The sequence below is a fragment of the Microcystis sp. LE19-131.1A genome (assembly GCF_027532015.1).
Lineage (GTDB): Bacteria > Cyanobacteriota > Cyanobacteriia > Cyanobacteriales > Microcystaceae > Microcystis > Microcystis ichthyoblabe_A.
In genome coordinates, this window is the sequence record NZ_JAPZSS010000066.1 from 1 (window position 1) to 11302 (window position 11302).

11 protein-coding genes are annotated in these 11302 nt (G+C 46.5%); 1 reads left to right on the forward strand and 10 read right to left on the reverse strand.

Features of this window, described 5'->3' with window-relative positions; genetic code table 11:
• Window positions 1-258 precede the first annotated feature (258 nt).
• Window positions 259-753, reverse strand: a complete 495-nt coding sequence (gene accB / locus O9323_RS05855) for an acetyl-CoA carboxylase biotin carboxyl carrier protein (RefSeq protein WP_002750881.1) — start codon at window positions 751-753, stop codon at window positions 259-261.
• A gap of 166 nt (window positions 754-919) precedes the next feature.
• Window positions 920-1477 (reverse strand): elongation factor P, encoded by a 558-nt coding sequence (efp, locus tag O9323_RS05860; protein WP_002750882.1) that lies wholly within the window; start codon window positions 1475-1477, stop codon window positions 920-922.
• A gap of 176 nt (window positions 1478-1653) precedes the next feature.
• On the opposite strand from efp, the gene O9323_RS05865 reads away from it, so the two are divergent.
• Window positions 1654-1971 (forward strand): DUF3067 family protein, encoded by a 318-nt coding sequence (locus O9323_RS05865; RefSeq protein ID WP_002732720.1) that lies wholly within the window; start codon window positions 1654-1656, stop codon window positions 1969-1971.
• A gap of 301 nt (window positions 1972-2272) precedes the next feature.
• Here the strand turns inward: O9323_RS05865 and O9323_RS05875 are convergent, their stop codons facing one another.
• The 8 genes from O9323_RS05875 to O9323_RS05910 form a co-directional block, all read right to left on the reverse strand.
• Entirely contained in the window at window positions 2273-2395 is a 123-nt protein-coding gene (locus tag O9323_RS05875) for a DUF2887 domain-containing protein (RefSeq protein ID WP_396687570.1), read from the reverse strand.
• A gap of 29 nt (window positions 2396-2424) precedes the next feature.
• Window positions 2425-3243, reverse strand: a complete 819-nt coding sequence (locus O9323_RS05880) for an Rpn family recombination-promoting nuclease/putative transposase (protein ID WP_002750883.1) — start codon at window positions 3241-3243, stop codon at window positions 2425-2427.
• A gap of 28 nt (window positions 3244-3271) precedes the next feature.
• Entirely contained in the window at window positions 3272-6718 is a 3447-nt protein-coding gene (locus O9323_RS05885) for a DEAD/DEAH box helicase family protein (protein ID WP_288124819.1), read from the reverse strand.
• A 228-nt stretch (window positions 6719-6946) separates the two neighbouring features.
• A complete protein-coding gene (locus tag O9323_RS05890) occupies window positions 6947-8128 on the reverse strand; it encodes a restriction endonuclease subunit S (RefSeq protein ID WP_002750885.1) in 1182 nt (393 codons plus the stop codon).
• 153 nt (window positions 8129-8281) lie between these two features.
• Complete coding sequence (locus O9323_RS05895) at window positions 8282-8629, reverse strand: HepT-like ribonuclease domain-containing protein (RefSeq protein WP_002750886.1); 348 nt, start codon at window positions 8627-8629, stop codon at window positions 8282-8284.
• Window positions 8613-8921, reverse strand: coding sequence for a nucleotidyltransferase family protein (locus O9323_RS05900; protein WP_002750887.1), 309 nt, complete (start codon window positions 8919-8921; stop codon window positions 8613-8615). The genes O9323_RS05895 and O9323_RS05900 overlap by 17 nt, the downstream gene beginning before the upstream one ends.
• 89 nt (window positions 8922-9010) lie before the next feature.
• Window positions 9011-9334 carry a nucleotidyltransferase domain-containing protein gene (locus O9323_RS05905; RefSeq protein WP_002750888.1) on the reverse strand — a complete coding sequence of 108 codons (324 nt, stop codon included), beginning with the start codon at window positions 9332-9334 and terminating at the stop codon, window positions 9011-9013.
• Between the two features lie 3 nt (window positions 9335-9337).
• Window positions 9338-10825, reverse strand: a complete 1488-nt coding sequence (locus tag O9323_RS05910) for a type I restriction-modification system subunit M (RefSeq protein WP_193979443.1) — start codon at window positions 10823-10825, stop codon at window positions 9338-9340.
• Window positions 10826-11302 lie beyond the last annotated feature (477 nt).

Genomic DNA, 11302 nt, shown 5'->3' on the forward strand with positions numbered 1-11302 from the left:
TGCCCATTTCTCCATTTTTTTGCTCACCTCCACCTTAATTCCTTCTTTCAAAACTATACCTATCAATCGTTTCCCCTTTTTTTAAGTTTCTTCTCTTTTTGTTAAGAAAGATCTGACTAATGGATAGCTTAATAAGGGGGGCAGGGGGGATCAGCACCCCCCTTATTAAGGGGGGCAGGGGGGATCAGCACCCCCTAATAAGGGGGGCAGGGGGGATCAAAGACAAAATCTATCTTCTATTTAATTAGAATCACTTACTTATTCGGGATTAACCCACATTAACGTCTGGCCAAATTCTACCGGTTCACCGTTAGCGACGGCGATTTCGACGATTTGCCCGGCCACTTCCGCTTCGATTTCGTTCATCAACTTCATCGCTTCGATGATACAGACCGTTTGTCCGACCCGGACTCGATCGTTTTTTTCCACGAAAGACGGTTCATCGGGAGCGGGAGCGCGATAAAAAGTGCCGACCATGGGAGAGGTAATCGCCAGCCATTTTTTATCAATAGCGGCGGCCTCGGGTTCGGGAGTGGGGGTTTCCGGGGCCGGGGTGGGACTGGCGGCTACCACTGGAGGGGCGACCGGGGCCGTCACCACCGGCAAGGGAGCGGGGAGAAGACTAAGGGCAGTATTAACGGTTCCTTTGCGGATATTTAGCTCCAAATCTGCACTTTTCAGGCTAAATTCACTGATATCCGTTGCTGCCAATGTTTTGATCAGTTCTCGAATTTCGTTGTAATCAATAGTCACCGCTCTGAAATCCCCTCGCAAATAAAAAGCAACAAATCCAAATTCGCACCCACCAAACCGTCGATTTTTCCCATCTAGCGGCTAAGTTTTGGGAAACAGGCTAGAGAAAACTGGCTTTAGTCCTAAATCCGTCCCTAAGGCCTCATTTCTGGGCTTCTGATCACAATTATTCCCGTCCCAGATAGGAACCATCCCTGGTGTCCACTTTAATCCTTTCACCGATGGAAATAAACAGGGGAACCATTACCTGCGCTCCCGTTTCTACGATCGCCGGTTTGGTGCCACCGGTGGCCGTATCTCCCTTGACTCCTGGATCCGTATCGGTGATTTCCAAGATTACCGAGGTGGGCAATTCCACATCTAACACTTGCTCATTCCAAAAGAGAATATTAACTTCCATTCCTTCTTTCAGATACTTGGCTCTCTCGCCCATTTGTACCGGGGTGAGAGTTGCTTCCTCAAAAGTCTCCATGTCCATGAAGACAAACTGATCGCCTTCTTTGTAGGTGTGCTGCATGGTGCGCTTTTCGATCGTGGCTGAGGGCAAGGTTTCCCCGGCCCGGAACGTCCGTTCTACCACGTTGCCGGTCTGGACATTTTTTAACTTGGTTCGCACGAAGGCCGATCCCTTACCCGGTTTGACGTGCAGGAATTCCACCACCCGCCAGACAGAGCCATCGATCTGGATGGTCGTACCACTCCGAAAGTCGTTACTCGAAATCATGAAATGCTGTTTAGGCCAAGAAAGATCAACATTCCATTTTACATACTCGCCGTACCGAAAAAAACTTTTTTATGGGAATTGGTCTGAATCGAAGCGCGGTGGACTAACCTAGGGGCGGCAGCTAAAAGTAAGTTAGAATTAATTGACTGACTGACATCTGAGAAGCGATATCAACCATGACGGGTGTGGACTTACAGCAATTATTACTAGAAAAATGGGGTCGTTCCTACGATATCCAGCTACGACGCATCAAAGATAAGGTTCATGTCCAGGTAATGTGGAAATATCTCGAACAAGCTTCTTTTCCCCTCTCCGAGTCTGAATATCTGGAACATCTCAATGCGATCGCCAATTATCTCCACGAATGGGGTGGTGTTAGTCAATTTCAAGCTTTTATCCGCGAAACCCGTGAGCGTCCCCGTCTTGGTAAAGCGGTTAGTCTGCCCCTAGATCTGGGTGAAAGGGCATCGGAATGGCTGATCAGTGATCAGTGATCATGGGTATTACTCAAATATACTAGCATTACTGGGATTATTGGATTTTACTAACATTGAGAATACTTAAACCAATGATCTTATCCCCTTGATAACGAATAATCACATCATTATCGGCTATACCAGGTTTGGTAGGTAAAAAAATGTATTCTAAGATACATTCCTCCTAGCGAGGGGGTGGAACGAACCACAAAGACACAAAGGACACAAAGATCGATCGATCATATTGTGAGTTAAACTTATCACACAGAACCTAGAAGATCCCATTATCTGTTAATTCGCTATTATCCGCAGGTAAAGGTTATTTGACTTCCACTGAGTCAAAGCGGTAGTTATTGGCTTCGGTGATAGGGAGTTGAATTAATTCAAAGAAGATAGAGGGGAAAGATTGAAAGAGTTGATAAAAAATCGTGTCGGTTTTCATGCTCTTATTTTACAAGGCGATCGCATTTTTTATGTCCCGTTTTGTATAGCTCTAACCTGTTTAACCTCTAACTCTAACGCGGATGCGACTTGCTCAACACTTAACCCTAGGGCTAACAAACGAGGGACCACCTCTAATGCTTTGTTTAGTCTGCCTTCCTGACGACCTTCCTGACGACCTTCCTGACGCGCTTCTTCGCGCACATCTTGAAAATACTGAGTTTGTTTTAATTCATCTAAACTAAACATAGTTTCTATCTCCCGACGATTGAGAAGCGGTAACTTATAAACGAGAATCGTCTCTATTAATTGTAAGAGTTCTTGCGGTTTTTGGTCGGGGGTTAATTCTTCTCTCACTCTTTGGATTAATTTTCGGGTGCTATCAATCGCTTTTGCTTTAGATAGGGTGATTAATTGCACTGTAGCTAAACCAATCGAAGTTTGAGGAATGTTTTCTAATTCATTCAGATAAATCCGTCTCACTCGCTCGGAGTTGAGGAGTTCCCGATAGCGTTGAACTTTATCGGTTTCTACTTGAGGGTTAGGATAGACAATCACACCCCGCCAATCATTGGTTAAGTCAGTTTTACTGAGATATAAGAATATTTCGGTGAAAAAGCGCTGATAAAAAGCCTCATCTTCTTGAAATTGTACCTCACAAAAGTAGATAGGAGTCTGGGGGTTATTATTTTGAGGTAGAAAGACTCCATCAAGACGAAAGGAAAGTTGTTTGACTTCCACTGAGTCAAAGCGGTAGTTATTGGCTTCGGTGATGGGGAGTTGAATTAATTCAAAGAAGATAGAGGGGAATGATTGAAAGAGTTGATAAAAAATCGTGTCAGTTTTCATGCTTTTATTTCTTCATCCGCGCTTGTTCTTAAACCGCATCAACGGACTCATTAAATGATCGCAAAATCGAGACGATCCGATCAGCTTCCTGATCATTAAACATCCCATCTAGACCTTCGGGATGGTTATCAGTAAAGGGAGGCTCGTAGAGCGCCCCCGGATTGATAACTCCGTTTTTAGTGAGGATATCGATGATATTTTCGATAAAACGGATTTGATTGGCCGAGAAGTTTGTCCCCTGCAAATAACGGCCAAAAGCTTGTTTAGCCGCTTGGCGTGCCGCTACGCGGATCCCTGCGGGATCAAGTCCGACGATTTCCAGGATCAGGAGCTTGAGGCTTTTTGTCCGGCCAAAAACCTCCTCAAAACGCTGACGGCTCTCAATTTCTGCGGCCGAAAATAGCATCTCCTCTAGGGCAGATAAATCCGTCTCCGTTAGGGGGATATTGCGCCGCAACTTAGCGATCGCAAGGTGATCCTGATGCTCACGGATATAGGCCTCCACTTTCCGGCGATACTGTTCGCGACTAAAACCGGTCTGATGGGTGGGAATATCGACAATCTGCACCTCCCCCATCTCATCGACAAAATCGGTGATCACGATCTGCTGCTTTTGGCGATCGATAAACTTGACCAGATCCCGGACACGCACCCGAATCCCCTCCACCATTGACGGCGTTACCCCGGTCCACCAGTTTTCCGCCTGCACCTCGCGAATAAAGACCAATTGCCCCTTAATCATCGGTATATCGGGCTTAGTCTCCAGTTGAAAGAGAATATCCCGCACTTTGTCCCGCAATCGCTCATAACTACGGTCGGCCTTGAGAATGGCTAATTGCAGTTTCACACAGAGAAGATCAAACTCCTTGGCCAGGGGATCCTCATTGGGCAGACTATTGGGTAAACCGGCCAAGGAGTCGGCAATGGTGGCCGCGTCCTCCTGACTGAGGTTGTTCCAACGCTGGCGCTGACTAAAGGTTTCCACCTGCGGCAAGCGACGACGCACGAGGAAATTATCCCGGGGCATGGTGGCGATGTGTTGATGGAGTGCATCGAGCAAACTCGTGTATAGGTCGCCGGCCCGCTCGACTTTGTAAGTAGAGGACTGCTCTCTCGCCCTAGGTGTCGCGCTTTGCTTGGAGGGAGCGAGGCGGGTTGCCAACTCGAGGCGATGTTTAACTAGGCGACTGGTGAGGCTTTCGGGTATTTTCTGGCTTGTTTCATCGATATCCTGCTCGAAATACTCGAAATTCCCGCAGAGGTCGAAGACCAGAAACTCGGTTTTATGGTTGCCAGGCCCAAACAAATCCTGACAGAGACGGGTCCCGCGCCCGATCATCTGATTGAACTTCACCCGGGAGAATACGGGCTTAAAAAAGACCAAATTGACCACTTCCGGCACATCTACGCCGGTATCGAGCATATCCACCGAGACGGCCAAAATCGGTTCTTTGTTGGCTTCGCTGAAGTCATCGAGCAGACTCTGGGCGTAATTGTCGTGACTGTCAATAATTTTGGCGAAATGACCTTTGTAGTGAGGATAGTTACTGTTAAAGCGATCGCAGATACATTGGGCGTGTCGGTGATTACGGGCAAAAATAATCGTTTTACCCAATCGATCGCCACTGTTGACCTTTAGCCCCCGTTGCATCAAAATTCTTAACGCTTGATCCACGGTGTCGATATTGAACAACCAGTCATTAAAGGCAGCTGCGTTAATTGCCTGCGGTAGTTCGCCGCTTTCCTCGTCCCGGAACTTCTCCTCGTAGTCTAGCTGCTCCTCCGGGGTTAGATCGCTGTATTTAACCCCAGTACGCAGAAACTTAAACGGTACAGTAACGCCCTTGGGGGGGACGAGGTAGCCATCCCTAACGGCATCATTTAACTCGTAGGCGAAGGTAGGCACGCCCTGGGGTAGCTGGAAAATGCGGTAGGTGTCCCGGTCTATTTCCGAGCGCGGCGTGGCAGTTAGCCCCACCAGCAGGGCATCGAAATAATGGAAGATTTCGCCGTATTTCTGATAAATGGAGCGATGGGCCTCATCGACGATCACTAGGTCAAAATAACCCACTCCAAAGATTCGCCCCTCTGCATCCATGCGATCGATGGCGTTGAGCATGGTTTGATAGGTGGAGAAGAGGACGTTAGCCCCCGTCACGTCCTTGCTGCGGGTCAGATGCAGGACGGTAACGCTGGGTAGATGACGCTGAAAGGCTCGATAGGCTTGCTTTAATAGGGCATTGCGATCGGCCAGAAACAGGACTCGGTTTACCCAATTGGCACTCTTGAGCAGTTCCACCAATGCGATCGCGGTTCGGGTTTTGCCGGTTCCGGTGGCCATAACCAACAGGGACTTACGGGCGCACTTTTCTTCAAAAGTTTCGGTAATGCGGCGGATGGCCTCTTTCTGGTAGGGGCGGCCGACGATATCCTCGTTAATGGCGGTGTTGCTGAGGCGTTTACGGTGGGAACGGCGGAAAATTAGCCGTTCTAGCTCGGTTTTTCGCAGGAAACCGAGGACGGGACGGGGGGGATAGGCGAGATCATCCCAGAGATAGGTTTCTGGCCCGTTGCTGTAGAAAATAACGGGGCGTTGGTTGTAGTTTTTTTCTAAGCAGTCGGCGTAGAGTTTGGCCTGATGTTGGCCGTCGCGGGGGCTTTTGCTGGTGCGTTTTGCCTCCACGAGGGCGAGGGGTTTGCCGTCGTCACCCCATAGTACATAATCGACGAAACCGCGTCCGGTATCCCCCGCTTGTTGGATGGGCATCCCCCACACCTCGAACTCTGTGGCGTTGGGGGCTTTGGTATCCCAGCCGGCTTCTTGGAGTAGTACATCGATCAGGTAGCGGCGGGTGTCGGCTTCGTTGTAGTCGTGCTGGTCAGCGATCGCTCGATTTTGGGCAAGGAGGGCATCCCGTTCGGCCCTAGCGGCCGCGAGTTCGGCCTCGGTTTGGCACTGTTTTGCTTCGGCCAATTGGCGCAGGGTATCGCTTTGGGAAAGGCGTTTTTCTAGGTCTTGCAGTTCTTTTTGACTGGGGACGGCGAAACTGGGAATTTTCTGGCGATCGAAGCTAATATCGCCCAATTCTCGCCCATTCTGCCCGTAAAACCGCACCAGCCAGTAGGTGATATGAAAGAGTTCCTCGATCAGGTGCAGGGAGTCGCGATCGGTGATTTGTCCGCCATGGTGGGCGGCGCTATTGCCGACTTTGTGGATGGTGCGAATTTTGGCGAAAAGTCCTGGTTTAAGGTTATCTTTAAAGGTTTGCTCGTGGATAAGAGCGCCTAGGCTATTGTCCCGGGGCAGTTGTAGATAGGGGTCGTTTTCATAGAGCCAGCAGACCATTTGTTCTAGGACAAAGCGGCTATAGAAGCAACTGGCCCGGGGGTTGCTGAAGACTAATCCCTCGGCCTGGGCCGCGTGTTCGTACAGTTGCGGGAATTGATCTCGCAGGAAGGAGAAGTTTGATGCCATATTGCGCTCCCCAGTCTATAAGTCTATTATCCCCAAAGTTTTGGCTATCTCTATATTTTACCTGATTATTGTTTAACAGTTATATAAAAAAACAGCAAGTTCGGTTATTTCATCTAGGTTTTTCCCTAGTGACAGTGTGAGATGATAGGAATCTTGGTTAATTGTCCAACGGTCTTTTTTAATGGCATTTCCCACAAGATTATGGCAGTAATCCGCCGGCTGCCATGGCTACAGTTCCCCCCTAAATGCTCTTTGTAAAAGGGAATTAAAGAGATTTTCGGATTCTTGAGAACAAGATGTTAAACTTTCTTTTGAAGACTGTATTTTGGAGGCTATTTCTAAAAATTCTTTTTGTTTATAGATGGGAGGCACTGGAACAATAAAATCTTTTATCATATTGAGATGCAAATCAGGAACTCCAATACCTTTAATAGATCGATCTGCTTGACGTTTAAGTGCTGGTGTAGCCAATGCTTCTTTCAGAAATTCGGGGAAAATCAAATCTCTTTGGGGTTTAATAAGGCAAACGCTCACATATAGTGAAAATTCACTCTTTACATTCACAAGGGCTGGACGACCATATGTTGCCCCGACCTTTGTGTATAAAATATCGCCCAGATCGGGGTTACATCTTTTCTTATATTTTTTGTGATCTTCTTCGCTGATGAACTTGCAATCATCAAACTTTAATTCGCCCGTTGTAATATCTTTAACAGAAATAAAAGGGACTCCTTGCTCAGTATAATTTGGTCGAGAGTGAACACCATCGGTGATTTTAGTGGTGACTTCCTCTAGTTTCTTTATCTCCCACCCTTTCGGATTAGTAACAGGATCACCGAACATCTCTAGGAAAGTCGATTTTAACAACTCCTCAGTTAACCGTATTGCCTCCTTGCGCTTGCGTCGCACCCCATCCGCTTTATCTAAAATTGCCGCAATTCTTCGCTGTTCTTCGAGGGGTGGGAGCGATACCTTAATCCCTTTAACTATCTCAATATTTAAGTTCTTTACAGTTGAACCAGAAGCAAGACGGGAAAACTCTGCATATATTAGATCAGAACCTAGTAGATGATAAAAATAATCTTGATCAATAACACCTTTTTTATTACTTAAAACAAGCCATCCATCATGAATACAACCAGATGTTTTCATGATATAAGGGTGGCCAAAGCTCATGGAATTCGTAAGTAAAAAATCACCCGGATAGACCATGCGTGAATTCTTAACACCAGTCTTCAAAATGCGCTTTTTAGTGTGTGTAATGTATTTTGAACTATCCGAAGCATCACCAATCATTACCCAGTTTACACCGTCAGGTTCTTCTGTCAGAAAATTCTGAATCGGTCTTGGCGAACCACCACGAGCAATTTCAAAAATATCGCCTAGTGCGACAGATGGCCAATCCTTCATCCCAACATCTCCTTTAATGCGTGTAAAACCTGATCAATCTTATTTTCAAACATAAATCAAACATCCTTTCGGTGGACTAAAGCGGTGGGTTACGACGGATTGTTAGATTGACTTTAACGCCTAGATTGTTGCCGTCTAACCCACCCTACCAGATCATTGACTTTGATGCTCATTGATCAATCGTTCAACTTCCTGATGCAAGCCAGAAATTTGATTGACAATCACATCCCAAACAACCTCATAATCAACTCCAAAATAGACATGGATCAATCTATCTCGCATTCCTGCCATTCCTCTCCAAGGTACCTGCGGGTTTCTTTGCCTAAACTCATCTGGCAAATTTTTAGACGCTTCTCCAATAATCTCCAGACTTCTCACAAAAGCCCTTTTCAGCAGTTCATCCTTGAAAAAAGCATCTTGGGTTAGCCCTTGAGAATGCTCCAAAATAAACGCCGTCTCCTGTAAAATATGTTGCAAATAGTCTTTAGGAGAACGGGACATATTCCACCTCATCGAGAATTCGTTGTCCAAAAAAAGGACTCAGTGACTCAGGTGTAACCAGATCCACACTCCGACCAAACAAGTCCTCCAAAAAGAAACATAAATCCATAAAATTATTAAATGTCTTCATCCCGGGTTGAAACACCACCAAAATATCCACATCGCTCTTCTCTGTCGTCTGCTCTGTCCGAAAAGATCCAAACAAACCACAGCGACTAACTCCCAATCGCCGTAATTCGGCTTGATTTTGCTCTAGCAGACTGATTACCTGTTGCTTTGTCGTTACAGTCATCACATCCCCTCTAAATGCCGACAAATCTTATTTCTCAGCATAAATCAAATATCCTTTCGGTTGAGCAAAACTACCAATGCAATCATTGCTCAAAGCGTAACCCCTTCGCGTCGTATGTTGTCAAGAAATGGATTATCTCCGCTCTGGAACTTTGCCGCAGAGATAAAATGACGGGAAACAACCACATTATAATCAAGGCAAAGCCTAGCGATAAATTCACTCGTGCGGTCAATTTCCTGATAAGGATCCACCACACCGGAAAGAATGACCAAAAGATCGATATCAGAATCTTCCCGTCCATCTTCCCGTGCTTGGGAACCGTAAAGGACGATTTTCTGTAATTGGTTTTGATAGAGCAGATGGAAATAATCTTTTATCTCCCGCAGAATAACCTCTAGCTGTAGATTTTTCATCTCCTAATCTCCTAACATCTCCTCTAATGCGTCCAAATCCTGACGAATATCAGCCTCTAAAGCCCTTAACTTCTGTAAAATCACCTTCGGCGGCTCATAGCTCACTTCCTCGTACTCTATCTCCTTATAGCGGTTAATTGATAGATCATAAGCATTGGCTTGAATCTCCTCGCGAGGCACAAAAAACGCCTTTGCTTTGCGGTTACTTTCCTTAGCGGAGTCGCGTTGCTGCCAACAGCGCAGCAAGTCCGGGATATCATTATCGGCAATCGGTTGGCGCTTATCATCGAGAGAGAAACCATCCGCCACCATGTCATAAAACCAAACAAAGTCAGTCCCCTTTTCCCTTACCCCCAGCTTCGTAAAAATCAGGATTGCGGTAGATACCCCCGCGTAAGGTTTAAACACCCCCGACGGCATCGATATCACCCCCTCTAGCTTATGTTCTTCTACCAAGATGGTGCGGATGTCCTTATGGGCCTTGGACGAGCCAAATAGCACCCCATCCGGCACAATTACCGCACCTTTTCCCCCCGTCTTCAGCAAGCGCAAAAACAGGGCCATGAATAATAACTCGGTTTTAGTGGTGTCAATGATTTTCGATAAATCCTTGGCAATAGTGGACTTCTCCACCGAACCCTTAAACGGTGGATTAGCCAGAATCATGGTAAAACTATCCTCTACCCCGGCGTGGTCCTCCGATAGGGAATCCCGGGCCTCGATAATCGGCTGCTCGATACCGTGTAACATCAGGTTCATGCTGCCGATGCGTAACATCGTCGCATCGAAATCAAAACCGTGGAACATTTGGTTATTGAAATGCTCTAGGTTGCCGCGTTCATGGAGCAAACGTCCCCCCTCACTGTCCTTTAACTCCCGCACATACTCGGCAGCCGCCACTAAAAAGCCTCCTGTGCCACAGGCCGGATCACAGATAACCTCCCGGGGTCCCGGCGCTAATAACTCCACCATCATTTTGATAATATGGCGCGGTGTGCGAAACTGTCCGTTAGTCCCGGCTGTACTCAGTTTCGAGAGCATATACTCGTAAAGGTCGCCTTTGGTGTCCCGATCCTCCATCGGGATTTTTTCAATTTGCTCGATTACTGTCCCCAGCAGCGCCGGAGACGCGATGAGAAAAACCGCGTCCTTCATGTGTTTAGCGTAGGTGCTACCCTTGGACAATTGCCCCAAATCTTTGATAAAGGGAAACGCTTCATCCCGGACAATCTGGAGCATTGTCTCGGCATCATCGAGATTTTTGAAGTGGGACCAACGGATATGCTGTTGGCTGGGGGAAAAGGTTGGATTTTCGAGGTTTTCGCCTAATCTTTGGGATTTACGCTCCTTAGCTAGTTCTAGGTCATCTAGGCGCTTGATGAAGAGTAAATAGGAAATCTGCTCGATTACCGAAAGCGGGTTACTAATGCCGTTATTCCAGAAGGTTGTCCAAAGTTTATCTATTTTGGATTTTAATTCGCCGGTGATCATCGCTGTTTATTTGTTCACTGCTTTTAATATTGCAGTAATATTGTACTAAAAATTGGGGGTTTTCTTGGGTTTTCTGGGTAAAATATATTCTAAAACTGGCTAGGGGGTGGAACGAACCACAAAGACACAAAGGACACAAAGATCGATCGCTCCTATATAGCTCAGTTTCTCAATTTTATCTGGCAATCTTGCCTAGCGATCGCTTTGCAATCACTAATTAAAGCCTTTTCTAGCCAAGCTTCTACTGATATGCAGCCAACCCTATTTATAAGTAGATAGGCGTTAAAAATTATCAGATGCCCCCCTTATCAAGGGGGGATTAAGGGGGGATCGGCACCCCCCTTATTAAGCTATCCATTAGTCAGATCTTTCTTAACAAAAAGAGAAGAAACTTAAAAAAAGGGGAAACGATTGATAGGTATAGTTTTGAAAGAAGGAATTAAGGTGGAGGTGAGCAAAAAAATGGAGAAATGGGCA

Excerpts from the sequence above, each read along its gene's own strand:
- efp (WP_002750882.1), bottom strand. The coding sequence starts at position 1,477 with ATGATTTCGAGTAACGACTTTCGGAGTGGTACGACCATCCAGATCGAT.
- O9323_RS05865 (WP_002732720.1), top strand. The coding sequence starts at position 1,654 with ATGACGGGTGTGGACTTACAGCAATTATTACTAGAAAAATGGGGTCGT.
- O9323_RS05875 (WP_396687570.1), bottom strand. The coding sequence starts at position 2,395 with ATGAAAACCGACACGATTTTTTATCAACTCTTTCAATCTTTCCCCTCT.
- O9323_RS05880 (WP_002750883.1), bottom strand. The coding sequence starts at position 3,243 with ATGAAAACTGACACGATTTTTTATCAACTCTTTCAATCATTCCCCTCT.
- O9323_RS05885 (WP_288124819.1), bottom strand. The coding sequence starts at position 6,718 with ATGGCATCAAACTTCTCCTTCCTGCGAGATCAATTCCCGCAACTGTAC.
- O9323_RS05890 (WP_002750885.1), bottom strand. The coding sequence starts at position 8,128 with ATGAAGGATTGGCCATCTGTCGCACTAGGCGATATTTTTGAAATTGCT.
- O9323_RS05895 (WP_002750886.1), bottom strand. The coding sequence starts at position 8,629 with ATGTCCCGTTCTCCTAAAGACTATTTGCAACATATTTTACAGGAGACG.
- O9323_RS05900 (WP_002750887.1), bottom strand. The coding sequence starts at position 8,921 with ATGACTGTAACGACAAAGCAACAGGTAATCAGTCTGCTAGAGCAAAAT.
- O9323_RS05905 (WP_002750888.1), bottom strand. The coding sequence starts at position 9,334 with ATGAAAAATCTACAGCTAGAGGTTATTCTGCGGGAGATAAAAGATTAT.
- O9323_RS05910 (WP_193979443.1), bottom strand. The coding sequence starts at position 10,825 with ATGATCACCGGCGAATTAAAATCCAAAATAGATAAACTTTGGACAACC.